Consider the following 26,521-nt stretch of genomic DNA (forward strand, 5'->3'; position numbering starts at 1 on the left):
GTAATCATGTTTGCTTACTTGTTTGGAAGTAGCTCAGCTTTTGTTTTACCTACTAGAATTGTTGATTCAGTAGGAATCCACATACCTGTGTTTTCATCGCGACCTTGTAGCACGTATTTAGGGTTTGGTCTGTTCATTTCATCTACAGCTTGTTTGGTAACTTTACCAATATTTCCTTCTTTTAGAAGATTAAGAATTAGAACTAATTTTGTATCAGGGAATTGAGTCATCATTTCGTAGTCACCGTTGCTGTCGCCGCCAATGAATAGAGGACCGTTTCCACCGTGTTTTTTAGCAATTTCCGCTTTAATTACTTCTGTTTTTCCGCCATAAACGGTTTTGTACCAGTTCTTTTTGTATACGGGTTGCATAACGCCTTTTGCGTCTTTTTCCAATTCCATACCGATTACGTTTTCTTTTGGAATGTTATAGCCATACTTAGGATTTGATGCAAATACTTCTACTACTTCTTTCATAGAAGCAGATACTACATAAACATCAATTCCATTGGAACGGAAGGTATTCATCATGGTAGCAACCTCTGGAGATAGACGAAGACCGGATGTATATGTAACGCTGATTACGCCAGCTTTACCGCTCAGTGTTTTAGGGCTTGTATAGTTGATTTTGCGGATAGAGTCACCAAGACCGTAGTCATTGGAACGTTCAGCCAACTCATGAACTTCATCAACGCTCATGTTAGTTAAGAAGTAAAGAACCCAAGGATAACCTACATCGCTACCATGAGAACCGTTGATCGCTTCGTACAAGAAGTACATTTTTGTACGGAAGTCGATGAATTGGTCAGACTTAGTAACTTCCTCTAGGGATTTTTTACCTTTGAAACCTTTATAGTTTTCATACAAGAATTTGTAGTCAGAAATGATATCAGCGGAAACATTTTCCATTGTGATCGCTTTGCCATCTACTGTTTTGTATTTGTCAGCAAAAGGACCTTTTGGAACGTTCATAACCAATACTTTTGCAAATTCTTCTGGTGTTAATTTGAAGATCAAGTGATTGATTTGATAAATAAGAAGCGCTTCTTGCGTATCGTGCATGATGCTAGTGTTATCCCAGTCAAAAACAGCATAAGGTTTTTTATCTGCTTTGTAATTAGGACTTTTCACGCCATATTGGTCGATCATTTTTTGAACAGCAGCGTGAGTTTTTTCAGCCCATTTACCTTTATCAAGCAGTTGTAATTGCTGTTGAGCAATTTGTGTAGCAGAAGCTGTTGATAGTGGAGCTGCGAATGCTGGTGCTGCACCTAGCATAAGTGATAGAGATAGTCCAACACTTAGCAATACGTTTGTTTTTTTCATGATTTTCTCTCCTTTATGATGTGAGTTTTCTTATAAACAATCGGGAATATCATGGATACTCCCGATTATTTGCGATGGAAGTCTTGCTAAATAGAGAGTATAAATATGCTGTTATACCCGGAAACGGTCAATTAAGCTCGTTAATTCCTGAGATATTTGACGTAGTTCCTCAGATGATCCTTGAAGAGCCAGCATTGCAGTTACCTGGGACTCAGAGGATGCAGACACGTTTTGCATGTAGTCAGCCGAAAGCTTAGCGATATGTGCTGTCTCATCTACAGAAGATGCAATCTCTTCACTGGCAGCAGACATTTCCTCTGAAATGGCAGAGTTATCATGGATTTGCTCAGTTATATTTTTGATTTGTTGAAGGATGCGTTGGAATGCTTCACCGGAATCCTGTACCAATTGAACACCGTTCGAGACGCTATGGTTTACATCATTCATAGAATCCATGGCACGATTGGTTTCTCCGTGTACTTCATTGATTAAGCTAGCAATCTTACCAGCAGATTCTGAAGATTGTTCGGCAAGCTTTCTTACTTCATCCGCAACAACAGCAAAACCTCTACCATGTTCTCCCGCACGAGCAGCCTCTATGCTTGCATTTAGAGCAAGAAGGTTGGTTTGGGAGGAGATGTCGGTAATCATATCTACAATTTTTACAATCTCGTTAGAACGATCCTGTAGGACCTTCACAACAGAGAGAGAATGTTCAACAGATACACCAATGTTGCTCATTTGCTGAACAGCGTGCTGTACGGTTTGGTTACCATTCTCAGCTTCTTGTGTTGTATCAAGCGAAAACTCTGCAATAGAGGAGGTGGATTCCGCGATTCGTTGAATACCCAGTGCCATTTCCTCCATGCCTTTAGCACTTTCCTCTGTACGCATGAGCTGATTATCTGCTCCGCTTGCTACTTCTTTTACGTTCTCAGCAATCTTATCGATAGCAATTATATTACTCTCCACATGAGCGGATACCTGCTCTGAGGACGCTACCAGTTTTTTGGATGCGGATACAATCTCTGAAATCAGATACTTGATAGACAATTGCATGGATTGCAGAGAATTAGCCAGAGTACCTAACTCATCCTTACGTTGAAGTAAATGAGGCTGTACTTCCTTGGTTAAATCACCTTCTCCAATCTCTCGCATGTGACCAATTAAGGTAATGATTGGCTTAGAGAACTTACCAGCTAGAATAATAGATGCAACCAAAGCAATTACGCCCAAAATTACACTCATGATCAAAATAAGGAAGAAGATATGATCAATGCTGCCATTAAGCTCGCTTTGTTCAATAAATGAAATATATTTCCAACCAGTTTTTGGCGAGGTATAGACGTTCGTTAAATAATTTTGATTTTCCATAACGACTTCCAGTTGACCTGACGACATTTCACTTAGTTGGGCTAATGTTTTATTATCCAAATCTTTTACGTTTTTGGAGATCATATCCGGATATTGAGGGTTGGCAAGTACAGTACCCTCAGCGGAAATCATCATAACATAACCGGTTTCTCCAATTTTCATTTCCTTCAAGACTTCGGTTAAATTCAGTAGGTTTGTATCAATGCCAAAAACCCCTACTGCTTTTCCCGTCATATCGCGAAGCTGTGTAACGATACTGACTGCAATAGTATCTGTTCCTGTCAAGATATAAGGAGCAGTGATTACGGCCTTGCCTGGTTCTTTCATAGCATCTGTATACCAAGGACGGTCACGCGGGTCATAATGTGAGCTCATATTTTTGGCAGGATACTGTGTATAACCGCTAGACTCAGTGCCTATAAATAACGATGAAGTGTTGGGATGGGCTTGAATATAGCGTTTAAACTCTTGGGCCAGTTCTGCTTCTAAACCACCATTTGCCATAGCATCTATTTTAACTGTCCCAGTTTCGTTCTTATATGACTTGATCGATGCATCTGTTCTCTTCAACAGCGCAGAGTTTGCAAGCATGAGTACGTTTTCACGAATGGAATTAAAATAAATAGATACGCCATTATCCACTTGGGCTACTTCCTTGGTATTAGCATCCAAGAAATCCTGATGAATCTGTCTTTTCATATCCAAGTACACAATGCTACTAATAAGGGCAATCGGGATCGTGATGCATAAGACAAATGCAATGATTAACTTGGCTTTTATTGTATGAAACAAAGGCGTTCCCTCCCACATGCAAGTAACCCCTATCAACTTTTTCCAAATAAAAGGAAATAGAGGCGGAATTTTATTTCTGTTCTATTAATTAATCGGATAAATCGGGAATAAAATGAAGGATTATTTCGAAGGTACATAATCATGTTAAATATTCGTTGAAAATTTATGATATTTCTGTGAAATTTTAAAAACATGATATTTAAGGTATTCTATTGAGCTTACTCGAGTAAAAATAGGAGGTTTTTCGAGCGTTTTTACGCGAAATTTAAACTTTATTTTCACAAAAAAATTATCATTTTAATACATATTTTCAGGATAAATATGGTAATCAATGGTGATAAAATTCTTTTTCTTAACAAAATGCTGTTCTAAACTTAACAGGACCTACACAGCATATTAAAAAACAAAAGGTACGATACAACTAACAAGTAGATAGTGAAAAGGTTGGAGCTGGGGAGAAACCTCAATAGAAATTACCAAAAACTTTTTTAAAAGAAAGTGGATTGGCAGGTTCTATTTGAGGTTTTTTGTTTTTTAAACAGGAGGCGAATAGCAGACATGAATCAAGCGGAGTTTTACGCCAGATTAGCAAGGCACAAAATCATTGCATCCATTAAGCAGCCAAAATCGCTGGAACGTGCATTGGAGGCTCCCATCAGTGCTGTAGTGCTGTCAATCGGGAATCTAAACACAATGAAACGATACGTTGATCTGTTTAAATCGCACCAGATTCCAGTTTTTCTTCACCTAGAGCGCATTGGTGGCATTAGCTACGACCGGGAAGGCATGGCCTATGTAGGCGAGAATGTGAAGCCAACAGGCATTGTTGCAACGCGTAATACGTTGATTAAATTAGCAAAAAAGCATGGCATGCTTACGATCCAACGTTTGTTCTTAGTTGACAGCGATTCGCTCAAGTCTGGAATTCAATCTATTCAGGAAACTCAACCGGATGCGGTGGAGATCATGCCTGCCTTGCTGCCGGAGTATATCATTGAGTACCGCAATTCGCTTCAACAGCCAATTATTGCAGGCGGGCTGATCAAGAGGCGGGAGCAAATGGTGACTGCTCTTTCGCACGGCGCTATTGCTGTATCTGTAGGAAAACATCAGTTGTGGAAGGAGAATATGGGGAATGAACACTTGCAGCACGCTTCTATTTGATTTAGATGGTACCTTGCTGGATAGCAGGGAGGGTGTGATAGATGCGGTTTACTGCACGATAGAAGAGCATTGCCCCGGCTTGTTTACCAGAGGGGAAATAACAGATCGGTTTGGCGAAGCCTTGGAGGAATTTTTACATGCCGTTGAAGCAAGAATCAACGAGCAGCAGGTACAAAGGCTTGAACTGCCTGACCAATTCAAAGTAAGGCATTGGGATCGCACAGCATATTGCAAGGATTACTTTACGTACATGGAACGTCACAACAGACAGGTGCAGTTGTTTCCATTTGTGAGAGAAGGGATAGAGGCACTCAAAAAACGAGGATTTCAGCTTGCTGTTGTCACCAATAAACAACGTGAGCTTGCTTTGCAAGACCTGGAAATGGCGGCGATTCTGCATCTAATGGACACAGTGGTCACGCTAGATGATGTGGTGCTTGGCAAGCCTTCTCCTGAGCCGATACAGAAGGCGATGGCAATCCTAGGGACCGTCCCTGAAGAGACACTCATGATTGGTGACAGCAGGTATGATCTGTTATCCGCTCGTGCGGCAGGTGTGCGCAGCGTGTTGTTGGAGTGGTACGGAGCAGATCAACGAATCAAAGAGGAACCTCATTATCGATTTAAAACATTCCATATGCTTGTCGATGAACTGCTGTTAGCCAGTGTACAAGGAAAGGGTGAGTAGAGTGGCAGAAGTTGTGCTGAAGCAGGTAGTGAAGTCCTATCAGCATCAACAAGTGGTAAAGGGTATGGATTTGGTGATTCCGGAGGGCTCCTTTACCGTTCTTGTTGGTCCATCAGGCTGTGGAAAATCAACTACGTTACGAATGATAGCTGGGCTTGAGACCGTGACCAAAGGCGAAATTTGGATAGGTAAGCAAAAGGTGAACGATGTACCACCCGGTAAACGAGATTTAGCCATGGTGTTTCAAAACTACGCGCTGTACCCCACGATGACAGTCTTTGACAATATTGGCTTTGGATTAAGAAACCGAGGCATTTCGAAAAAGGAATGCAAGAGACTGGTCGAGGAAATCGCGGAAATCGTAGGGCTTCAGGATTACTTGCATCGTAAGCCGGCCCAATTATCAGGAGGTCAGCGCCAGCGTGTGGCTTTAGCCAGAGCCATGGTGAAAAAGCCAAAGGTGTTTCTCATGGATGAGCCCTTATCTAATCTTGATGCGAAATTGCGGAATCAGATGCGTGTAGAATTAACCAGCTTGCATAAACAGCTAGGAACTACATTCATCTATGTGACGCATGATCAGGTAGAAGCAATGACGATGGGCGATCAAATCGTGGTCATGAATGAAGGAGAAATTAAGCAGGTGGCCTCTCCGATCAAGCTCTACCATGAGCCGGAAAATCTATTTGTTGCCCAGTTTATCGGTTCCCCTTCCATGAATATTTGTCATCAGAGGGATCACGCAGGATTCATAGTAGGTTTTCGCCCGGAAAAAGGGATGATAAGGACAGAGCAAGGACTGGTACAACATGAACATATGCCGCAATCATCTAGTTCGGATTTTTCTAGTAGAGGCCGTATTATCTCCCGAGAAATTCTTGGCTCCGATGTATTGTATTACGTACAGACAGATTCAGATCAGATCGTAGTCAAAAAGGAGGCAGACCAGCTTCTTTCCCCAGGGGCCGATGTTATCGTATCCGTGCTTCCTGAACACCTGTATTTCTTTGATCCAGCTACAGGAATGCGTAAGAATCCTCCTCACCCTCCTTATCAAAAATCTGCGATCGCAGGAGGATTGGTTTAAATGGAAAAGGTGGCTACACCAGAAACCAAATCGCTGCCTACTCCATCGGTCTGGTCTCGGGAACAGATGATGAAAACGAAATTTTTGGAACATGTGCGTCCTTATGCATACATTACTCCTGCTTTGTTGTTTTTTACGCTGTTTTTCTTATTTCCGATCGGTTACATGATTTATCTTAGCTTTCATGATTGGTCGCTGTTGAATTTGGGTGAGATCGAATGGGTAGGCTTTGCTAACTTTCGAGATCTATTCCAAGAACCAGATTTTCATCTCGTGTTTCTCAATACGATTGTGTTCACGATTGGTACGGTGTCTATCAGTATTTTGCTAGCCTTTTTTCTGGCTCTTTGGCTAAATCGAACAGCTAAAATTTATGGAATCATGCAAGCCGCGGTTTTTAGCCCGCATATCATTTCTCTGGTGTCAGTGTCCATGCTTTGGATGTGGCTTATGGACCCGCAATACGGTTTATTGAACGCTCTTTTGGAATTCATCGGATTACCTGCTTATACATGGCTTAGTGATACCAAAAGTGCGCTGATTTCACTCATTCTAGTCAGTGTTTGGAAGGGTGTAGGCTATAACACGCTAGTTTTTATTGCGGGACTGCAAAGCATACCGAAAGATCTCTACGAGGCGGCCAGTTTAGATCAGGCAAGTAAATGGAAAACGCTGCGCAAAATTACGCTGCCGATGCTGTCCCCCACTTTATTTTTTCTAACGGTCATTAACATCATCTCCTCCTTTCAAGTTTTTGACACGATTTATATCATGACGCAGGGAGGTCCTGTTGATAGCACAAATATGCTTGTTTTCTATATCTATGAACAGGGAATGGATTTCTACAATGGGGGGATTGCTTCGGCCGCGTCTGTTTTACTATTGGGACTCATTGGAGTGGTCACTCTTCTACACTTTTTATTTATGGAAAAACGTGTTCACTATCGCTAAAGGAGAGATGACAAGTGAAGCAAGTAGGATACCTTTCGCTTCAAGCGCTTGAATGGATGCTATTACTAGCCGTATCGCTCATCTTTGTCTTTCCTTTTCTATGGATGGCATTGACTGCTTTTAAAACATTGCCGGAGGTCTTTCAATTTCCGCCTACCTGGTGGCCTGAGTCTTTGCAGTTTCAGAACTTTGTAATCGCTTGGAACTCGGGGCCATTCTTTACTTATTTACTAAACAGCCTGCTGGTAGCGGTTGGTATTTTATTTCTTCAAATCTTAACGACTGTACCTGCTGCCTATGCATTTGCAAGGTATCGCTTTCGGGGAAGAAATTTTTTGTTTGGCGTCACCTTAATCGCTCTGATGATTCCGCCTCAGGTCATCTTTCTGCCGATCTACGTGGAGATGAGCAATTGGGGGCTCGTGAACACCTTATGGTCATTGATATTACCTTATGGAGCGAGTGCCTTCGGTATTTTTTTATTACGTCAGGCCTTTATGCAGGTACCAGACGAGGTAATTGAGGCGGCACGGTTGGATCATGCATCTGAGTGGAAAATCATGTGGACCATTATGGCTCCTATGGCAAAGCATGTGTTGGTCACATTTGGACTATTTAGCTTCATTTATCACTGGAATGATTACTTTTGGCCGCTCATCATGACCAATAGTAACGAGGTGCGCACATTACCGATAGGAATTTCCATGCTTAAAGCGGCTGACGGAGGCAGTCAGTGGAATGTGGTTATGGCGGGGAATATGATTTTGGTGTTCCCGATACTGCTGATTTTCTTTTTTGCTCAGCGCCATATTATTAGCGCGTTTGTGTATCAATCCAAATAACGTAATGTCAAGGAGGGCAAGAACGTGAAAAAGTGGGGCTTATCTATTCTAATGTGTACAGTAGGCTTGTCAGGAATGCTAGCGGGATGTGCTCAGCAGCAGGCAGCAGGAACTACTGAACAGGGGACAGCAGCAAGTCAGGAAGCAACAGCATCTACCCAGCCTGTTGAGATTGATTTCTGGTATGCAGTAGGCGGTCATAATGGGGAAATGGTTCAAAAGCTTGTAAAGGAATTTAATCAAACGCATAAGGATATTGTGGTGAAGCCCTCTTATCAAGGAAGCTACTACGAGAATCATACTAAGGTGCTGTCAGCGGTCACAGCCGGGAATCAGCCTGATGTTACGATGGTTGAGATTGCTTCCATTGGAGCCTTTGCGGATGCGAGGGTGTTAGAGGACCTAGGTCCGCATGCCGCTGGAGAAGAGAAGAAATACAATCCTGGTCTTATGGGCAACTCCTATTGGAAGGAGAAATTATATGCCGTTCCCTTTAATCGTTCCACTCCTTTGCTATATCTCAATCGCGATTTATTGAAGAAAGAAGGACTTGATCCAAATGGGCCAAAAACCTGGGAGGAATTACGCCATTTTTCTCAAAAGCTCACAAAAAAGGAAGGCGGAAAAACGAAAAGATACGGATTTTCTACGCCCATCGATATTTGGTTCTATGAAGCACTGGTATTTGAGAGCGGCGGACAAATATTAAGTGAGGACGGCAAGAGCTTAATGATTCATACAGAGGCAGGTAAAGCGCCGTTGGAATTTTGGATGAGCATGTTACAAGAAGGAATCATGAAAGCTCCTCCAGGTGAGAAGTACAATGCATGGGATGTAGCCGCGCAGGATTTCTTAAATCAGCAAGTAGGGATGATCTTTACAACCACCGGTGAGCTGAAGGGCATGCGGGAAAAAGCCAAGTTTGATGTAGGAACGGCCTTCTTGCCTGCTAATAAGGATTTCGGAGTACCAGCAGGCGGAGCAAATCTAGTAATTCTACAAAAATCATCTGAAAAGGAAAAGAAGGCGGCGTGGGAGTTCGTGAAGTGGATTACTGATACGCCGCAAACCAGTGTATGGTCAGCGGAAACAGGATACATGCCAGTCACATCAGAGGCAATTCAATCAGATGAGATGAAAAAAGTGTATGAACAGGATCCGAACTTCCAAGTAGCTGTGAAGCAGTTAGAGTATGGTAAGCCACGCCCAATGGTACCGGGCTATAAAGAGCTGCAGGAAGTCATTATGACGGAAATTCAGCGTGTAATTTTAGGTCAGGCTAGTATTGACGAGGCACTATCAAAAGCTGTGGAAAAGGGGCAAAAATTGTTGAAGAAATAGGGGGGAATCTCATATGAGCTATTGCATGGCACACCGAGGCTGGTCAGGGAGGGCACCTGAAAATACGATGGCAGCTATTAAGCTTGCCTTAGCAGAACCGGGTATTCAGGCAATTGAGGTAGATGTACAGCTATCCAAGGATGAGATTCCTGTGCTCATTCATGATTTTACGCTAGAACGCACCACAAACGGATCAGGGCTAGTCAAAGATCATACATTTGAGCAATTGCGTCAGTGGAGTGCAGGAAGCTGGTTTGCAGAGGAATTTTCTGATGAAACCATCCCTGCCTTAGAGGAATTGTTTCAAGCTGTTTCACAGCATACTTGTCGCCTTAATGTAGAGCTAAAGACAGCAGGCAATCTATATCCGCGTCTAGCGGAAAAGGTCGTGGAGCTGGTAGAAGCATATGAGCTTCATTCACAGGTTTGTCTCACCTCTTTTGATCACGAAATCATAAAAAAGGTCAAAGGACTACAACCCTCGATGAAAACGGGATTAATTATAGCGGGCCAACCAGTTCTGTTACGCGAACAGCTAGAGGAAACAGGAGCAGCCATTCTGTCCATGGCCTATCCTTATCTGACAAAAGATTTTGTTCACATGATGCTGGAGCAAGACTACGAGATATTTGCTTGGACGATTGATGATGAACATGAGATGAAGCGAATAGGCGAATGGCATCCCAATCTGTATATTTGCACCAATCATCCTGACCGAATGCTTTCTTGGCATGCTGAACGAAAAGAGTCGGGGTAAAAAAATAGAAGGTTTAACCAAGAAGAGCAGTTACATGTAAGCAATGTAACTGCTCTTTTTATTTTTTTGATAGATATTTATAAAAACGCTTTATTTGGTAATGGTAATTTTTATGCTTCATGATTATATTTTAGATTTTTTAACTATTAATAAAAAGACAAAAATATTTTGATTTCGTTATAGGAATAGCTCAAGTCCTCCTATATAATTTACAAGGGGAAATATTAATTCTCTGTATATTTTTTCATTTTAGGAAGGAGAAATTCTTTATTATGGGAGCGGATGAGAAAAAACTCCGATGGTATAATATTGCGTTAATGGCGTTTGTAGCAGTTTGGGGCTTTGGCAACGTTGTTAATAACTATGCCAACCAAGGATTACAAGTCATTACCTCTTGGGTTTTGATAATTGCCTTATATTTTATTCCTTATGCCTTAATGGTGGGTCAATTAGGTTCTACCTTTAAAGATGGTAAGGGTGGTGTCAGTACCTGGATTAAAGAAACGATGGGGCCTAATATTGCCTATTTGGCAGCATGGACCTACTGGGCTGTTCACATTCCATATCTAGCACAAAAACCTCAGGCTATCTTGATTGCACTAGGCTGGACATTTACAGGCAGTGGTAAGGTACTTGACCAATATTCTACATTGGTCATTCAATTAGCTTGTTTAGTTATCTTTTTACTCTTTGTATGGATTGCTTCTAAAGGTATTTCGTCCTTAAAGCGAATTGGGACAGTTGCCGGTATTTCTGTATTTGTGATGTCCTTGTTGTACATTTTGCTAGCTGTTACTGCACCAGCACTCACAGGTGTAAGTGTTGCAACAACCAATATGACGGTCAGCACATTCATTCCTGAATTTAATTTTGCTTATTTTACTACCTTATCCATGCTGGTCTTTGCGGTAGGCGGGGCAGAGAAGATCGCACCGTATGTCAACTTCACGAATAACCCGACTCGTGAGTTCCCAAGAGGGATGTTGATTCTAGCGATCATGGTAGCTGTCTGTGCGCTCTTAGGCTCGTATGCTATGGGGATTATGTTTGATGCGAATAACATTCCTGCTGACTTAAAAATGAATGGTCAATATTACGCGTTCCAAATGCTGGGCAACTACTATGGAATTGGTAACACGTTCTTAATTTTGTATGCGATTTCTAATACCTTGGCTCAAATTTCAGCATTGGCATTCTCGATTGATGCGCCATTGAAGGTATTATTATTAGATGCTGATGAAAAATACATTCCAAGAAAGCTTTTGAAAAGCAATGACAAGGGTACCCCTACTAATGGTTATATCTTGACTGCGATTCTAGTAGGTATTCTCATCATCGTACCAGCTCTCGGTATCGGTAATATTAATACATTGTTTAACTGGTTGTTAGACTTAAACTCTGTGGTTATGCCGCTTCGTTACTTATGGGTATTCGCCGCATACATTGCTGTTATGAAAATGGCGGATAAATTTACGTCTGAATATCAATTTGTGAAAAATAATAAGTTTGGCCTGCTGATTGGTGGTTGGTGTTTTGTCTTCACTGCCTTTGCCTGCTTGATGGGGATGTTCCCGAAAGTACCTGCGTTTACATCAGAATGGTACTTCCAAATTACACTTAATATCGCGACTCCGTTCGTGTTGTTAGGTTTGGGTCTGATCCTGCCGTCGATTGCTAAACTGACAAATAATAAGTAAGCGTAAGGGAGAATCCATCCTGTGTTTATCCATGGGGTGGATTTTTTGCTGTAAAAGTGCGTCATGCTTTTGTCAAAAAGAGAGAAGGACAAGGGGGAAATCCTCAGTACAATGAAAGGGAGGATAAACATCGAAAGGGTGTTTTTGATGGAGCAACAGCTAAGGAATAGAGAAGATCATGAGCCGAAAAATCAAATGCCCGTGGCTTTTTTAGAGCAAATGGAGCTTGCAACAGACTGGCTGCATCGAAGAGGGGCTTTTCTAACAACCAAGGCGGGAGAAGAGATCAACACGATGACAATTGCTTGGGGCAGCATTGGTTTTCTATTCGGAAAACCCACGCTGACCGTGATGGTGCGTAAAAGTAGGCATACCACCCAGCTTTTACAGGCTTCTCAGGAGTTTACAGTTAGTGTTCCTTTTTCAGATGATATGGGAGAAAAGCTCTTTGCCTGTGGAACACAATCCGGTCGTACGGTGGATAAAATCTCTGCATGCCAATTAACCCTTGCAGACTCTCAGGTTATTGATACACCTGTGATCGGCAACTGTGAGCGTTATTATGAATGTAAGGTGATCGTGGCTCAAGAAATTACTGCACCTGTCCTGTCCGAAGAGATTAGGCAGGAGCATGTGATTGCAGATGATCCGTATTATTGTTATATCGGTGAGATCATTCATTGCTAGGAAACAGAGGGGCAAATTCCACGACAGATGTGAAAGATATACGGTATTTGTCGCGGAATACGACAGTAGGGCGGATCGATTCAAGATGTGCCTATGTAAGGTGATCATGGTAAAGTATATTTCGGAATGTGTAAATCAAATTTCTAAGACGCTAGGAGAAAGGTGGTTCATATGCAACAATCCATCATTGAAATTAGTAAAAGTGTGCTGCAAAGCTCGTTGGGAGTAAAAGCTGGTGAAACTCTTTTAGTTGTAACGGATGACTCCAAGAAAAACCTAGCGGAGGCTCTCTATGAGGCAGGAAGAAGTCTAGGAGCCCAAGCCTTACTCATGGTTATGCAGGAGCGTACCAAATCGGGGGAGGAGCCTCCTGAAGCCGTAGCGATCGCTATGACGAAGGCTGACGTAGTGATTGGGATTACCAAGCATTCGCTCACTCATACGCATGCTAGAAAAAATGCGGTAGCAGCAGGAGCTAGGGTGGCTACGATGCCAGGGATAACAGAGGATATGTTCATGGCAGGCGCTATTGCGGCCGATTATGCAAAAGTAAAAGAGCTGACTGAAGAAGTAGCTAGCATGCTGACAGAAGCTAAGCAAGTAAGAATTGACAAAGCGGGTTATTCCCTAAGCTTTTCCATTGAGCAAAGAAAAGGGATTCCCAGCACCGGTGTGTATGTGAATCCCGGAGAATCGGGCAATCTGCCGTCTGGAGAAGCTTATATTGCTCCTCTAGAGGGAACAGCTACCGGGCAAATCCTTGTAGATGGTTCCATTGCTGGGATTGGAAAATTAACAGAGCCTGTCTTGCTTACCATTGATAAAGGACGCATTGTCTTTGCAGAAGGACCAAGCGGAAAACAGCTTTTGGAATTGCTGGGTGATGGAGATGGCCGATTATTAGCCGAGTTTGGAGTAGGGACGAATGATAAGGCTCGTATTACAGGGGTTGTCTTAGAGGATGAAAAGGTATACAGCACAATTCATGTAGCGTTTGGAAGCAACAATACATTTGGGGGAGTCATCTCAGCAGGTGTACATATTGATTGTGTTGTAATGGAGCCAGACTTCTATTTAGATGAGAAGAAAGTAATGGAACAGGGAGCCTTGCTTGGCGTGTAGGTTGAAAAAGCAAGAGAGAAAAAGAGCGTTAGCTAGGCTGACGCTCTTTTTGCTGATCACCTATTGATTTGCCAAATAGGCGTACCAAGCTGTTGAATCTATTGTTTCTACATTGCTTGCAAGCCAGCCTGATTTAAGAAGTTCCAAGGCTTGTTGTAATGCGGTTGGAAGAAGAAATCGACAAAGGCAAGCTGATCGATTGTCATATGATTTTGGATGCAGACAGATAAGGTATTCATGGATTGCGTTAAATCAGCCTTGGACATGATTTGGGCTCCGACAATGCGGCGAGAAGTCTCTTCAAAGACTACTTTTAATAAGACCTTTTCATGCTCTGGCATGAATTCTGGTCGATAGCTGTCTTCGATTGTGACAGTTTTCACATTGATAGCTAAGTCTGAAGCTGCCCCTTCTGTTACTCCAGTAGAAGCGATGTTATAATCATAAATTTTAATCCCGGATGTTCCTTGTGTGCCCATATAAGCCATGGTAGGAGTCACTAGATTCTTAGCAACTAGTGTACCCATACGCACAGCATTAGTGGCGAGGGGAATATAGGTGTGTTGCCCGGTAGGATTGTAGCGAATCGCACAACTGTCTCCAGCAGCATACACATCCGTTTTGCTAGTTTGCATGTATTCATTTACGATAATGGCTCCGTTACTTAACATATCGACTTGTCCTGCAAGCAAGCCTGTATTTGGACGAAAGCCAATGCATAGAATCACCAAGTCAGCCTCGTATTCGCCTTTTGTGGTGATGACCTTTGTCACTTGACCGTCCATGCCTTCAAATTTCGTAACAGTTTGGCCTAGAGCAAGTGTAACACCATGATCCTGTAATTTTTTTTCAGTAACGTGAGTAAATTCTTCATCAAGGTAACGGTTTAGAATCCGATCAGCACTATCAATGAGCGTCACCTGCTTGCCATTCATTTCAAAGGCCTCGACTAATTCAATCCCAATGTATCCAGCCCCAACGACCACCACATTTTTAGCTGTTTTTGCCTTTTCAATAATGGTATTGGAGTGGTTAAAATTCTTGGACAGTACGATATTGTCTAGCTCAATTCCTGCTAAGTTAGGCATGATTGGCCAAGAACCAGTAGTAACGATTAATTTATCATAGGAATCTATGATCTCTTCATTTGTATTTAAATTGCGAACGACCAATGTTTTGTGATCTGTATCAATTGAGATAACATCGTGGCGCATATTCGTAACCACGCCAAGCTCAGCTAATTTCTCTGGGGAAGAGTAGAACAAGCCTTGCGGGTCTTTCACTACACCACCTACATACAAGGCAATACCGCAAGAAAGAAAAGAGATATTATCATTTCGTTCATAAACGGTAATGTGAGCATCTGGATATAACTTAGCAGCAGTAACAATAGCGGCAGTTCCGGCATGTGTGCATCCAATAACAGCAATTCTCATAGCTAGTCCTCCAAGCAGTTAGGATTTATGTGCAAGTCTGTTATTTCTCTTTTGTACGATAAACACTGTTGTAATAGTGTTTATGCTGTTTATTATAGGAGCGTATTAGTCAAGATGACAGTGAACGTTTTGTGAATGTTATCACATTCACAACCGTTGCTTTTTTACACTACGCCCGATCTGCTACAAACAGGGTAAGAACCGCATACATACGAGAATAAAAGCAGGTAAAGTTATTTTGAATCCAGATGAGGCGCTTGTCTGATTATTACAGAAAATACCTTACATTTGAAAAAAACGAGGAAAGAAGGACGCAGGGATGGTCATCACAAAAAAATATAGTGTGAAATTATTCACATACATTAGAACATCTACTGTTTATACTACCATCGAAGGATAACGTTATTGCTTTCATATAAAAAAGAGAAGAAAAAGGTACTGAATATCCATTTATCAAGTGGTAGAAAAAAGGGAGGATTCAACATGAAGAAATGGATGTCTCTTATGATGGCTGCATTTTTGGCAGTTCCTGTGCTGTCTGGATGCGGGAGTTCAACGACTCCGGGTGCAACGGAAGGCAAGACTACAACCGAGACAGCTACTCCTCAGGATGAAAGTACGGATATCGTAGTAATTGGTGCAGGCGGTGCAGGTCTATCAGCCGCGGTAGAAGCCACAAATGCTGGTGCCAAGGTAATCGTACTGGAAAAAATGCCGATGGTCGGAGGCAACACAACTCGCGCTACTGGCGGTTTAAATGCAGCGGGAACGGAAGCACAAAAGAAAAAAGGAATTGAAGACAGCCAAGAGCTGTTTTACCAAGATACAATGAAGGGCGGACACAATAAGAATAACCCTGAGCTGGTAAAAATTCTGACTACGCAAGCGAAAGATTCTGTGGTTTGGCTAGAATCAATGGGTGCTGATTTATCTGACGTTGGTCGTGCGGGTGGAGCAAGTGTAAGCCGTATTCATCGTCCGACTGGCGGAGCGGCTGTAGGCTCTAATGTTATATCTACTTTAAAGAATAAAGTAAAAGAACAAAATGTTGATGTCCGTGTAAAAAATAAAGCGGTCGCAATTATCAAAGATCAACAGGGCAATATTGTTGGTGTAAAAGCCGAGAATAAAGATGGTAAGGCTTACACGATTAATGCAAAGGCGGTCATTTTAGCTACAGGCGGTTTTTCAGCTAATCAGGAGATGGTTATTTCTTATAAACCAGAGCTAAAAGGCTTTGCGACAACGAATCATCCAGGAGCATTGGGTGAAGGGATTACGTTAGGAGAAAGCGTTGGTGCCAATTTAGTTGATATGGCTGAAATTCAAACACACCCAACGGTTGTTCCTGAAAAAGGTGTGATGGTAACAGAAGCTGTTCGCGGAAATGGAGCTATCCTAATCAATAAAGACGGTAAACGTTTCATCAATGAGCTATTAACTCGTGACGTAGTGTCTAAAGGTATTTTGGATCAAAAAGATGGTGTTGCTTACCTGTTCTTTGATGACGGATTAAGAAAAGGTCTAAAAGCGGTAGAAGAGTACTTCAACATGCAGCTAGTAACAGAAGCTGATTCTGTCGAAGAACTGGCTGATAAGATCGGTGTAGATAAAGACGCTATGACGAAAAGTGTAAAAACATATAATGATGCGGTAGCAGCGAAACAAGATAAGGAATTTAAGCGTGATGACCTACCTCTTCAGTTAAACCAAGGAAAGGTTTATGCCATTCAAGTAACTCCTGCGGTTCATCACACTATGGGTGGCCTACAAATCAATACCAATGCAGAAGTCATGAATAAAGAAGGCCAAGTCATCAAAGGTCTTTATGCAGCCGGAGAAGTTACAGGCGGCGTACATGGCGGTAACCGCCTAGGTGGTAATGCCATGGCTGATATCGTAACATTTGGTCGCATTGCAGGACAAAATGCAGCAAAGGCCGCGAAGTAATCTTGAAAGCAAGAAATTGAGGAGAGAATGATTATGAAAAAACTATTTTATCTAGTAGCTATGCTAGCGATGGCGGCGATGGTGCTGGTTGGTTGTGGAGCGACTGATACCGGTAAATTTAAGGACGGCGCATATGAAGGTGTGGCTCGCGGTGCTAGTAGCGATATCAAAGTGTCTGTAGAAGTGAAGGCAGGCAAAATCGACGGCATTAAGATCCTAGAGCATGAAGAAACCCAAAATCTGATTGAAGCTGTTATGGAGAACACGATCCCCGAGATCATTGAAAAACAAGGAACAGAGGGTGTAGAGGCTATCTCTGGTGCATCTAAATCTAGTAGTGCTGTAAAAGAGGCTGTTAATCAAGCCTTGGAAAAAGCGAAAAAGTAAAATAGAAAGACAAAAGATAAGAGAAGGATTAGACCAGTAGCAGTAGCCGGTATGAACTAGTGAGTTATCAGATCAGCACGATTGACCTTATCTGTTCGGAGCATTATTACATTTCGTTACTCAAATAAGAGTTTTTTTGGAGTAAAACTCTTACGAAGAATATAGAAGTATGTAAGGCCGTTCCTGTAGGGAGCGGCTTTTCTTTATGAAAATACAACTCTCGCAGTGCTGGTCTAGTCGTATCTAGTTTTCCCTTGTAATTGACGAACTAGCTAGCCCATCCTTACAATAAGATGGGTAAACGGTTACATAATGGATAAGAAAGGACGATCGAGATGGAACCAATACACCACATTATCATTGATACCGATCCGGGAATAGACGATGCAGTGGCAATTGCAGCAGCTCTATTTCATGATCAGATAGATGTGAAATTAATCACCACAGTTGCTGGCAATGTGTCATGCGATAAGACTACCAATAATGCCTTAAAGCTCCTCGAATTCTTTCACAGTGATGTACCGGTTGCACAAGGGGCAATCAAGCCTCTATTACGGACACTAGAGGACTCTAGTCATATCCATGGCAACTCTGGACTAGATGGATATGATTTTCCTCATCCAAAGAAGGAGCCCCTTGGTATTCACGCTATTGAGGCAATGCGTGAAACCATTTTGAGCAGTAAGGAACCTATTACGTTAGTTCCTATTGGTCCTTTGACCAACATTGCTCTCCTATTATCTGTTTATCCAGAATGTAAGCAAAATATCAAAAGAATTGTCTTCATGGGTGGTTCAGCTTCACGCGGCAATCACTCTCCTGCGGCAGAGTTTAATATGTTTGTTGACCCGGAAGCAGCGAAGATAGTGTTACAGTCGGGGCTTGATATTACAATGTGTGGTTTGGATGTCACAAGCCTAGCTACTTTAACGAAGGAAAACGTAGAAGCTTTAAAAGAGATGAATCGAACAGGGGAAATGCTCTATGGATTATTTCAGCATTATCGTGGCGGTAGCTTAGCGACTGGATTACATATGCATGATCTCTGCGCTATTGCTTATTTAGTAAAGCCTGAGCTTTTTGTCACAAAGGAATGCTTTGTAGATGTAGAAGTTAATGGGAGCTGTACTGCTGGGGCGACTATCGTTGATCTGAAGAGCTATTATCAAAAGCAAGCGAATGCAAAAGTATGCTTGGAGATTCGTGTAGAGGAATTCCGCCAGTGGTTTATGGAAATATTTACTAACCCTAATGTTTTGTAAAAAGATAAATAAGTAAAAAGAAGAGGACACTACTGCCTGTAGTATCCTCTTCTTGTGTATATTCTCATGTTTTTCAATTCTTATTGCTAGGAGACCTCTTTTACTTTATTAGGATCACGTTCCCAGCATTCTGTATTAACTAGACCTGGGATAGAGTCTGAATAAAAGACTGGGTCTTGGCCTGCTTTTCGCTGTTGAACATAATCGGTCAGAGCAGCAAATGCATATTTTCCAAGTAGGAAAATAGCAATCAGGTTAAGGAGTGCCATCATACCCATAAATAAATCAGCTAATGTCCAGACGATATCGTTTTGTGCTAGAGATCCAAACATTACCATTCCAATAACGCAAAGTCGATAGAGAAGCACCCACGTGCGAGAGTCACTGCGAATAAAATCGATGTTAGTCTCACCATAATAGTAGTTACCAACAATGGAACTATACGCAAAAAAGAAAACAATTACGGCAATAAAGTAAACAGCCCAGTAGCCGAGCTGAGTGCTTAGCGCCGCTTGCGTCAATTCAATTCCACCCATACCGCTATCCACATAAATGCCAGATGTAAGAATAATAAACGCTGTCGCACTACATACCAACAAAGTATCTACATATACTCCCAGCGTTTGTAGCAAGCCTTGTTTAACAGGATGCGTAATATCAGCAGTAGCTGCTGCATTAGGAGCGCTACCCATCCCAGCTTCGTTGGAGAATAGTCCACGCTTGATTCCCATGCTAAGAGCCATACCAATACCGCCACCAAATGCTTCTTGCAGACCAAACGCATGACTTACTATGCTCATGAAGACAGCAGGAATGTGCTGATAATTCATAAGCATGACAAATAAGGCAGTGGCAATATAAAGAGTTGCCATGATCGGTACAATCCATTTTGAGATAGCCGCTACGCGTTTTACTCCACCAAATACAACAATAGCAGTGAGGATACATAAAATGATACCCATTGTCACTTTATCTACCCCGAAGGCCGTTTGCATAGCTGCCGTAATGGTATTAGCCTGTACGGCGTTAAAGACAAACCCGAAGCAAAGCGTAATTAGAACAGCGAAGGTAATACCCATCCAGCGCTGATTTAAAGCTTTCTCCATGTAATAAGCAGGACCGCCTCTAAATCCATGCTTATCATGTACTTTATAAATCTGCGCAAGTGTGCATTCTACGAAACTTGAAGCCGCTCCGACTGTAGCCAGCATCCACATCCAGAAGACTGCTCCAGGCCCACCAACTGCGATGGCAATAGCTACCCCAGCTAAATTTCCCGTTCCCACACGGGAGGCTGCACTCATACAAAAGGCTTGGAAAGAAGAAACCCCTTTTTTCTCCTGTGAATTACGATTAGCACCATCACCGAGCAGTCTAAACATTTCACCAACTAGGCGAATCTGCACAAATCGGGTACGAATCGTAAAATAAATTCCGACTGCAATGAGAATGAAAATGAGAATGTAAGTCCATAGGAAATCATTGCTAACAGATAATACTCTTTCTAATGATGTCAAATGAAAGAGCCTCCTTTCTCCATAACCTTCCTAACATATTTTATCTATTTTAACATATATACGCGTAAATAAAATTAGTAAAAGCTGATTATTTACTTTTGTGAAAAATTATGAATTATATATAAAAACTTAGAACGCTGTTGTTATAGGATTTTTCCTACATATTTTTGTTTTAGCAGGAATGTGTAAAAAATTGCTACAATGAAAAAGATCAAGAGCCGATAAAGGAGGAATTCTCTTGCCAAATGGTTCCTATCCTATGATTGATGCGCATATACATGTAGATTCGTATCAACCTGATGATGCCCAGCGGATCATAGCTGAGTGTCAGTCATACGGGATTGAAAAGGTGATTTCTGTTTCTATGAATCTATCATCATGTCTTGCAAATCGGGACTGGTTACAGCGCTATCCCGGGCAGGTTAACGTAGCATACGGTTTTCATCCTGAACAAAAATTGCCTGGGGAAGCCGAAATACAGCAATTGTTTGATTGGATCGACCAGCACCAAACGGAGATGGTAGCGATTGGGGAGGTAGGTTTGCCTTACTATACTCAATTAGAGGCCAGCAGGAATGGACAGGATTTTAGCCAAGAGCCATATATTCACTTACTGGAACGTTTTATTATGACAGCTAGTCGCTATGATAAACCGATTATCCTACACGCTGTTTATGAGGATGCCGAAATAGCTTGTGAGCTGCTCGAAAAACATAATGTGACGAAAGCGCACTTTCATTGGTTTAAAGGCAGTAAGGCTGCCACTTTAAGAATGAGCAGGAGTGGCTACTATATTTCTGTTACACCAGATGTTGTCTATGAGGACGAGATCCAGCAACTGATTCTACAATACCCCTTGGAACAAATAATGATAGAGACAGATGGCCCCTGGCCGTTTGAGGGACCGTTTACGGGCCAGCTTACCCATCCCGCTATGATGAAGGAGAGCTGTCAAGCTATTGCCCGTTTAAAAGGTCTATCAGTTGAGGAGACAGCCTCTATCCTGTATCAAAATACAAAGCGTTTTTACAAGATATAAGATTCTTGTTTCTGTCATATCATTTGGTCAGAAGCAGGTGTAGTTTTTTCCTGTTTACGGCTAAACTAAAAAAGATTGGCTTATAAGCGAAGGTAGGTTGAACTAAAAAGTAGTAAACTGTATTATTTTACTTATACAAAATGGTACAAGGTACACGTTAACTTGGTGGAGAAAGGTTGATTTTAGTGGAAAACACTTCGGCATCATCAAATTTCATTCGTAACATAATTATTGATGATCTTGAATCAAAAAAAGTAGATGAGGTCGTGACAAGGTTTCCTCCAGAACCAAACGGCTACTTGCATATAGGACATGCCAAATCTATTTGCTTAAACTTTGAGTTGGCGAAAGAATTTAACGGAAAAGCATTTTTACGTTTTGATGACACGAATCCTACGAAAGAGGATCAGGAATATGTAGAATCCATCAAGGAAGATGTAAAGTGGCTCGGTTTTGAGTGGAATGAGCTGTATTTTGCATCTAATTATTTCGAGGAAATGTATGAACGAGCTGTATTGCTGATTAAAAAGGGGAAAGCGTATGTGTGTGATCTGTCCGCGGAGCAAATGAGAGAATATCGCGGTACATTAACACAGCCAGGCAAGGAAAGCCCGCATCGCAATCGCAGTATCGAGGAGAATCTGGATTTGTTCGAGCGCATGCGCAGGGGTGAATTTGCCGATGGAGAAAAGGTGTTGCGCGCCAAGATTGACATGACTTCCCCGAACATGAACATGCGTGACCCGGTTCTTTACCGTATCTCGCACGCTACTCACCATAACACGGGTGATACCTGGTGCATTTACCCGATGTATGACTATGCTCATCCATTAGAGGATGCAATTGAAGGGGTTACGCACTCTATCTGTACTCTTGAGTTTGAAGACCATCGCCCTTTGTATGACTGGGTGGTCGCTGAGACAGAAATGAAGCATGTACCGCACCAATACGAATTTGCACGTTTGAATCTAACGCAAACAGTAATGAGCAAGCGCAAATTAAAACAGCTCGTTGATGAAAACATTGTGGATGGATGGGATGATCCGCGAATGCCAACGATCTCAGGATTACGCCGCAGAGGATTTACTCCGGAATCTATCCGAACCTTTGCTAGAGAGATTGGTGTTGCTCGCAGCTACAGCGTAGTAGATTCTAAGATGCTGGATCATTTTATTCGTGAAGATCTAAAGCTGAAAGCACCACGCACAATGGGAGTAGTAAAACCGCTTAAAGTGGTAATCACGAACTATCCAGAGGGACAAGTGGAGTGGCTCGAAGCTGAAATTAATCCGGAAAACCCAGAGATGGGCTCTCGCTTGATTCCGTTTACTCGTGAAATTTATGTAGAGCAAGATGATTTCATGGAAAACCCACCAAGTAAGTATTTCCGACTATTCCCGGGAAATGAAGTTCGACTCAAGCATGCTTATTTCATTAAATGCAACGAGGTCATTAAGGATGAGAACGGCAATGTTGTAGAGCTTCACTGCACCTATGATCCTGAAACAAAGAGTGGCTCTGGTTTTACAGGACGCAAGGTAAAAGGGACGCTTCACTGGGTAGATGCAACGCATGCTATTCCTGCTGAGTTCCGTCTCTATGAACCATTGATTTTAGATGAAGAGGAAGAAGAGGGCAAAACCTTCCTTGATTATATAAATCCGTCATCGTTAGAGATTCTACAAGGATTTGTAGAGCCGAACATGGCAGAGGCAAAGCCGCAAGATAAATTCCAATTTTTCCGCCATGGGTATTTCAATGTTGATCCGAAGCACACAACCGCTGATAAACTGGTATTTAACTTGATTGTGTCACTGAAAAGTTCATTTGACCCAACGAAAAAATAAGCAAACCCGATCAAGATGATCAAAAAAGCTGGTTCTTCCGTTCGAAGAGCCAGCTTTTTGTATCTTGTACGATTTATTTTGAAAGGCTTATTGCACATCCCGGTTTTTGAAGATCAGGATTGATAAAAAAACCATCAGGGCAATATAAATAGCGATTATCATCAAGGAGAACCAGATGCCTAAATCGGGATAGGCAGGTACAGACAAGTGAGAGACCCACGGATTGTCAGAATACGCTTGTAAGTCCAGATGATTGAAAATCACAAACTTACCCCATACATATTTCTTGGTAAACATACTAACGATGGAACCGGAAAAGTATGCAATGATGGCTACACTAATCGCAAGTGCATTTGTCTTAAATATAGTTGCAGTGAAAAAGGATAGTGTAGCTAAAAAGAATAATGCTGGAATGTGGTAAAAATAGGCTTGTAGTAATTTTATGAAATCCAAACCGGCCATTGATTCTGTTCCGAAAAAGACTACTCCTACCAAACTGCTAAATAGCATCAAAAATAAAGTAGCAGCAACTAACATGATAAGAACGGTCACATATTTAGAAAGTAAAATGGTTGTACGGCTGCTAGGACGAATCAATAGCTGTTTAATAGTGCCTTCTTTATATTCGTCCGTCAGGATTTGGGCACCTATAACAAGGCCAAATAGAGTAATTAAAAAGCCAAGACCAAATTGCATGAAGACCGAGAATCCAGCATAGCCAATGCCAGAGGTCATGTCTGTCGCATAAAATTTACCTATAAGTCCTGCTAATAAAACAAGAACGGCCAGTAAAGAGAAGAATAGCACGGTTTGTCTTTTCGCATTGAGCTTCATGATTTCATTTTGTATGAGATGGAAAAATTTCATCGCTATTTTCCTCCTTTTGTCAGGGCTAAGAAGCGATCTTCCAGCGACTTGGTTCTAATTTTAATCTGATAGATAGGGCAATTGCTCTCTACTAAGCGTTGTACAATTACCGGAATGTCCGATTTTTCGATCTGAAGCAGAAGAAGCTTGTCGCTCATTACCTCAAATGTCCAATCGTGTAAAACGTCTACTGCTTGCTGACTGCTTTCTACTTCAAATTCAACAGACAGTCCTTTAACCTCTGTCGCCTGATTGTTAACAATCATTTCTTCAATAAATCGACCTTCTTGGATTACAAGAGCCCGGTCACACATAAGCTCTACTTCAGAGAGTAGGTGACTGGAGACTAGAATGGCGATATTTTCACGTTTGGCTAACTCTCGCAGATAGTCGCGGAGCTGGCGAATCCCTGCCGGGTCAAGGCCGTTTGTTGGTTCATCTAGAATCAAAATGGACGGATTGTGTAGCAGAGCTTGAGCAATTCCTAAGCGCTGACGCATCCCTAGAGAATAGGTTTTTACCTTTTGATTGATAGCACCTGTCAGCTCAACAAGGTCAATAATTTGATGAATGCGTTCCTTCGATACTGGCTGAACAGCCATCCGGGCAAAGTGGATCATGTTCTGCATCCCGGTCATATAGCCATATAGTTCAGGATTCTCCACAATAGCACCGACATGAGCCATTGCTTTTGACCGATCCTTTTTTATATTGTAACCTTCCACATATATTTCGCCTTCCGTAATGGAAGAGAGGCCAACAATCATGCGAATGGTGGTAGTTTTACCAGAACCATTGGGACCAAGAAAACCATATACCTCTCCACGTTGTACGGAGAACGTCAGGTCTCTAACAAGTGTTTTCCCCGCGACTCTTTTTGTCACGTTTTCTAATTTCACCACTGGTTGGTTAGACATTCATTTTCCTCCCACATTTGTTAATATTCATTTCTATTACCAAAAGAAATAGACATAGAACATCCTTTTTTTGCTTTTACTAGACTATTATAGTTGAAAAACCTTTCATTGGACTTAACCTACTCTTAAACTTACCTTAAATAAGTGAATGTTACCATTTCAAAGGCGTTTTTATTAAGTTTGATTTTATCTGAGAATTGTTAAAACTAGATTAAGGTTAGACGCAAAATTAGAAAAGTAAGATGGAGTGTAGACGACCATCAGGACATGCCCTCTAGATCAACAGGGGAAGTAGTTATTATCGGCAAGGGAGGATTACGGAGCTTCGTGTTTTTTTCTTTCACAGGGAAAGGGGAGGTGTAACACGTGTCGGATTTCTCTTTTATTGGTCATGGGGGCATTGTAACGAAACGGTTGAGATGCCTAATCAAGTCGCCTTTGAACTCTATTCTAAAAGGGGAATTGCATGTAAAAAGCCGCCTGCGCAGGTACGCAAGCGGCTATATAGAACGAAGTAACCAGTTCTTTACTTTTTAAAGATGCCCATTGGTTTGCCGACTGGTAGGAATTCACGACCAAAATGTGCATTAAGTACACAAGCAGCAGAACCATAGAATGATGATATAGAAATAAGTAGCTCTGATACTCCAGCAAGAGTATGCATTGGACCTTTAGCGATGCCAAGACTACTGAAAGTAAGTCCAATAAATAAGAAATCAATGAAAACAAAGATGATGAACAGGACTTTATTTGTTTCAGTGGCACCAATTGTCATGAATATGCTAAAGATGAGATATCCAAGGAAAGCAAACCCTAGATGTTTTCCATCTACCTTGGCAGCCATTTCCGCCCCGAAAACCCCCATCTGAATCATCCAAGATAATGCCATAGCAAACCAGAAAAAAGCAAAAGCGCCGAAAGCCGTAGTACCAAAAATATTATTGCGTTTCGAATCATTGATGCAAGCAAATAACTGTGCAAATGCTCCTAAGAAAATAGCCCACGGTATTACCATGGATAGGCCTTCAGTGAAGCCAAGTTTTTGCATAGAAGCTACCAATGTTACCATCGCTAATCCAAACAAACCTAATGCTGATGGATCGCAGTTGGTAATCTTCACGGATTGAGTATTCATCCTAGTGTGTTTCCTCCCTATATATCTTGCTACGAAAAAATACTTACTTATTCTAAGGCAAGGATAGGGGAATTTGCTATTGTAAATTCTAACAAATGTGTTACATCGCTATATTTGTTATATTCAAAAAACAACAAACGCCTTTTTTTATTTGGAAAAGCTATGTTCCATATAGGAATCAAACACAAAGAAAGCAGCCCTGTTGATTGTCAGGCCTGCTTTTTTAGATAAAGAAGATGGACTACTCCTCAGTGCATGTTTTACTAGTGCTGGATTCAAAACAACTGCTGAAATAGCTGGAATCATTGGAATCGCTATAATGACTAGAGCGACTGGA

Annotated in this window: 24 protein-coding genes; 16 read left to right on the forward strand and 8 right to left on the reverse strand. The window is 41.8% G+C overall.

Annotated features, from left to right (window positions below; genetic code table 11):
* Nucleotides 1-14: 14 nt before the first annotated feature.
* Complete coding sequence (locus AYJ08_RS14590) at nucleotides 15-1,325, reverse strand: HAD family hydrolase (RefSeq protein WP_031412759.1); 1,311 nt, start codon at nucleotides 1,323-1,325, stop codon at nucleotides 15-17.
* A 111-nt stretch (nucleotides 1,326-1,436) separates the two neighbouring features.
* Entirely contained in the window at nucleotides 1,437-3,491 is a 2,055-nt protein-coding gene (locus AYJ08_RS14595) for a methyl-accepting chemotaxis protein (protein WP_231929114.1), read from the reverse strand.
* A 558-nt stretch (nucleotides 3,492-4,049) separates the two neighbouring features.
* Here AYJ08_RS14595 and AYJ08_RS14600 point away from each other — a divergent pair.
* The 10 genes from AYJ08_RS14600 to AYJ08_RS14645 all read left to right on the forward strand — a co-directional run bounded on the left by AYJ08_RS14600 (nucleotide 4,050) and on the right by AYJ08_RS14645 (nucleotide 13,827).
* Complete coding sequence (locus AYJ08_RS14600) at nucleotides 4,050-4,655, forward strand: glycerol-3-phosphate responsive antiterminator (RefSeq protein ID WP_064018338.1); 606 nt, start codon at nucleotides 4,050-4,052, stop codon at nucleotides 4,653-4,655.
* Nucleotides 4,627-5,343 (forward strand): HAD family hydrolase, encoded by a 717-nt coding sequence (locus tag AYJ08_RS14605; RefSeq protein WP_064018339.1) that lies wholly within the window; start codon nucleotides 4,627-4,629, stop codon nucleotides 5,341-5,343. The genes AYJ08_RS14600 and AYJ08_RS14605 overlap by 29 nt, the downstream gene beginning before the upstream one ends.
* A gap of 1 nt (nucleotide 5,344) precedes the next feature.
* On the forward strand, nucleotides 5,345-6,430 hold the full coding sequence (locus AYJ08_RS14610) for an ABC transporter ATP-binding protein (protein WP_064018340.1): 1,086 nt from the start codon (nucleotides 5,345-5,347) through the stop codon (nucleotides 6,428-6,430).
* Complete coding sequence (locus tag AYJ08_RS14615) at nucleotides 6,431-7,381, forward strand: carbohydrate ABC transporter permease (RefSeq protein ID WP_064018341.1); 951 nt, start codon at nucleotides 6,431-6,433, stop codon at nucleotides 7,379-7,381.
* 56 nt (nucleotides 7,382-7,437) lie between these two features.
* On the forward strand, nucleotides 7,438-8,223 hold the full coding sequence (locus AYJ08_RS14620) for a carbohydrate ABC transporter permease (RefSeq protein ID WP_483295079.1): 786 nt from the start codon (nucleotides 7,438-7,440) through the stop codon (nucleotides 8,221-8,223).
* Between the two features lie 24 nt (nucleotides 8,224-8,247).
* Nucleotides 8,248-9,564 (forward strand): ABC transporter substrate-binding protein, encoded by a 1,317-nt coding sequence (locus AYJ08_RS14625; protein ID WP_082890969.1) that lies wholly within the window; start codon nucleotides 8,248-8,250, stop codon nucleotides 9,562-9,564.
* A gap of 13 nt (nucleotides 9,565-9,577) precedes the next feature.
* A complete protein-coding gene (locus AYJ08_RS14630) occupies nucleotides 9,578-10,321 on the forward strand; it encodes a glycerophosphodiester phosphodiesterase (protein ID WP_064018343.1) in 744 nt (247 codons plus the stop codon).
* A 272-nt stretch (nucleotides 10,322-10,593) separates the two neighbouring features.
* Nucleotides 10,594-12,018: an amino acid permease gene (locus AYJ08_RS14635; protein WP_064018344.1), complete on the forward strand. Its 1,425-nt coding sequence runs from the start codon at nucleotides 10,594-10,596 to the stop codon at nucleotides 12,016-12,018.
* A gap of 147 nt (nucleotides 12,019-12,165) precedes the next feature.
* Nucleotides 12,166-12,705: a flavin reductase family protein gene (locus AYJ08_RS14640; RefSeq protein WP_082890970.1), complete on the forward strand. Its 540-nt coding sequence runs from the start codon at nucleotides 12,166-12,168 to the stop codon at nucleotides 12,703-12,705.
* Nucleotides 12,706-12,876: 171 nt separating this feature from the next.
* Nucleotides 12,877-13,827: an aminopeptidase gene (locus AYJ08_RS14645; protein ID WP_064018345.1), complete on the forward strand. Its 951-nt coding sequence runs from the start codon at nucleotides 12,877-12,879 to the stop codon at nucleotides 13,825-13,827.
* A gap of 107 nt (nucleotides 13,828-13,934) precedes the next feature.
* On the opposite strand, the gene AYJ08_RS14650 is transcribed toward AYJ08_RS14645, so the two are convergent.
* The gene (locus AYJ08_RS14650; protein ID WP_064018346.1) at nucleotides 13,935-15,263 is read right to left on the reverse strand and encodes an FAD-dependent oxidoreductase; all 1,329 of its coding nucleotides are present in this window, start codon (nucleotides 15,261-15,263) and stop codon (nucleotides 13,935-13,937) included.
* A gap of 483 nt (nucleotides 15,264-15,746) precedes the next feature.
* Here AYJ08_RS14650 and AYJ08_RS14655 point away from each other — a divergent pair, with 483 nt between their 5' ends.
* The 3 genes from AYJ08_RS14655 (at nucleotide 15,747) to rihC (ending at nucleotide 18,862) form a co-directional block, all read left to right on the forward strand.
* Nucleotides 15,747-17,213: a flavocytochrome c gene (locus AYJ08_RS14655; protein ID WP_064018347.1), complete on the forward strand. Its 1,467-nt coding sequence runs from the start codon at nucleotides 15,747-15,749 to the stop codon at nucleotides 17,211-17,213.
* A gap of 33 nt (nucleotides 17,214-17,246) precedes the next feature.
* Nucleotides 17,247-17,600 (forward strand): FMN-binding protein, encoded by a 354-nt coding sequence (locus AYJ08_RS14660; RefSeq protein WP_064018348.1) that lies wholly within the window; start codon nucleotides 17,247-17,249, stop codon nucleotides 17,598-17,600.
* A gap of 335 nt (nucleotides 17,601-17,935) precedes the next feature.
* Nucleotides 17,936-18,862 carry a ribonucleoside hydrolase RihC gene (rihC, locus tag AYJ08_RS14665; RefSeq protein ID WP_064018349.1) on the forward strand — a complete coding sequence of 309 codons (927 nt, stop codon included), beginning with the start codon at nucleotides 17,936-17,938 and terminating at the stop codon, nucleotides 18,860-18,862.
* A gap of 86 nt (nucleotides 18,863-18,948) precedes the next feature.
* On the opposite strand, the gene AYJ08_RS14670 is transcribed toward rihC, so the two are convergent.
* A complete protein-coding gene (locus AYJ08_RS14670; RefSeq protein ID WP_064018350.1) occupies nucleotides 18,949-20,379 on the reverse strand; it encodes an alanine/glycine:cation symporter family protein in 1,431 nt (476 codons plus the stop codon).
* 238 nt (nucleotides 20,380-20,617) lie between these two features.
* Between AYJ08_RS14670 and AYJ08_RS14675 the strand changes: the two genes are divergently transcribed.
* Complete coding sequence (locus AYJ08_RS14675) at nucleotides 20,618-21,418, forward strand: TatD family hydrolase (RefSeq protein ID WP_064018351.1); 801 nt, start codon at nucleotides 20,618-20,620, stop codon at nucleotides 21,416-21,418.
* A 176-nt stretch (nucleotides 21,419-21,594) separates the two neighbouring features.
* Nucleotides 21,595-23,265, forward strand: coding sequence for a glutamine--tRNA ligase/YqeY domain fusion protein (locus AYJ08_RS14680; protein ID WP_064018352.1), 1,671 nt, complete (start codon nucleotides 21,595-21,597; stop codon nucleotides 23,263-23,265).
* An 87-nt stretch (nucleotides 23,266-23,352) separates the two neighbouring features.
* Here the strand turns inward: AYJ08_RS14680 and AYJ08_RS14685 are convergent, their stop codons facing one another.
* A complete protein-coding gene (locus tag AYJ08_RS14685) occupies nucleotides 23,353-24,132 on the reverse strand; it encodes an ABC transporter permease (RefSeq protein WP_064018353.1) in 780 nt (259 codons plus the stop codon).
* Nucleotides 24,133-24,134: 2 nt separating this feature from the next.
* On the reverse strand, nucleotides 24,135-25,049 hold the full coding sequence (locus AYJ08_RS14690) for an ABC transporter ATP-binding protein (RefSeq protein ID WP_064018354.1): 915 nt from the start codon (nucleotides 25,047-25,049) through the stop codon (nucleotides 24,135-24,137).
* A gap of 366 nt (nucleotides 25,050-25,415) precedes the next feature.
* Here AYJ08_RS14690 and AYJ08_RS23585 point away from each other — a divergent pair, with 366 nt between their 5' ends.
* Nucleotides 25,416-25,586, forward strand: a complete 171-nt coding sequence (locus tag AYJ08_RS23585; RefSeq protein WP_157452872.1) for a hypothetical protein — start codon at nucleotides 25,416-25,418, stop codon at nucleotides 25,584-25,586.
* Here AYJ08_RS23585 and AYJ08_RS14695 read toward each other — a convergent pair.
* Together AYJ08_RS14695 and AYJ08_RS24525 are read right to left on the reverse strand one after the other, a co-directional pair.
* A complete protein-coding gene (locus AYJ08_RS14695) occupies nucleotides 25,576-26,184 on the reverse strand; it encodes an acetate uptake transporter (protein ID WP_031412781.1) in 609 nt (202 codons plus the stop codon). The genes AYJ08_RS23585 and AYJ08_RS14695 overlap by 11 nt on opposite strands.
* 147 nt (nucleotides 26,185-26,331) lie before the next feature.
* Nucleotides 26,332-26,521 (reverse strand): hypothetical protein (locus tag AYJ08_RS24525; protein ID WP_231929115.1); only part of this gene is annotated, 190 nt, incomplete at its 5' end.

This window comes from Brevibacillus sp. SKDU10 (genome assembly GCF_001645205.1).
Taxonomy (GTDB): domain Bacteria; phylum Bacillota; class Bacilli; order Brevibacillales; family Brevibacillaceae; genus Brevibacillus_B; species Brevibacillus_B halotolerans.

Bases quoted from the DNA above. Each gene is read 5' to 3' on its own strand.
- AYJ08_RS14645 (WP_064018345.1), top strand. From the start codon at position 12,877: ATGCAACAATCCATCATTGAAATTAGTAAAAGTGTGCTGCAAAGCTCG.
- AYJ08_RS14655 (WP_064018347.1), top strand. From the start codon at position 15,747: ATGAAGAAATGGATGTCTCTTATGATGGCTGCATTTTTGGCAGTTCCT.
- AYJ08_RS14650 (WP_064018346.1), bottom strand. From the start codon at position 15,263: ATGAGAATTGCTGTTATTGGATGCACACATGCCGGAACTGCCGCTATT.
- AYJ08_RS14690 (WP_064018354.1), bottom strand. From the start codon at position 25,049: ATGTCTAACCAACCAGTGGTGAAATTAGAAAACGTGACAAAAAGAGTC.
- AYJ08_RS14605 (WP_064018339.1), top strand. From the start codon at position 4,627: ATGAACACTTGCAGCACGCTTCTATTTGATTTAGATGGTACCTTGCTG.
- AYJ08_RS14660 (WP_064018348.1), top strand. From the start codon at position 17,247: ATGAAAAAACTATTTTATCTAGTAGCTATGCTAGCGATGGCGGCGATG.
- rihC (WP_064018349.1), top strand. From the start codon at position 17,936: ATGGAACCAATACACCACATTATCATTGATACCGATCCGGGAATAGAC.
- AYJ08_RS14600 (WP_064018338.1), top strand. From the start codon at position 4,050: ATGAATCAAGCGGAGTTTTACGCCAGATTAGCAAGGCACAAAATCATT.
- AYJ08_RS14615 (WP_064018341.1), top strand. From the start codon at position 6,431: ATGGAAAAGGTGGCTACACCAGAAACCAAATCGCTGCCTACTCCATCG.
- AYJ08_RS14620 (WP_483295079.1), top strand. From the start codon at position 7,438: ATGCTATTACTAGCCGTATCGCTCATCTTTGTCTTTCCTTTTCTATGG.
- AYJ08_RS14590 (WP_031412759.1), bottom strand. From the start codon at position 1,325: ATGAAAAAAACAAACGTATTGCTAAGTGTTGGACTATCTCTATCACTT.
- AYJ08_RS14695 (WP_031412781.1), bottom strand. From the start codon at position 26,184: ATGAATACTCAATCCGTGAAGATTACCAACTGCGATCCATCAGCATTA.
- AYJ08_RS14630 (WP_064018343.1), top strand. From the start codon at position 9,578: ATGAGCTATTGCATGGCACACCGAGGCTGGTCAGGGAGGGCACCTGAA.
- AYJ08_RS14640 (WP_082890970.1), top strand. From the start codon at position 12,166: ATGGAGCAACAGCTAAGGAATAGAGAAGATCATGAGCCGAAAAATCAA.
- AYJ08_RS14685 (WP_064018353.1), bottom strand. From the start codon at position 24,132: ATGAAATTTTTCCATCTCATACAAAATGAAATCATGAAGCTCAATGCG.
- AYJ08_RS14635 (WP_064018344.1), top strand. From the start codon at position 10,594: ATGGGAGCGGATGAGAAAAAACTCCGATGGTATAATATTGCGTTAATG.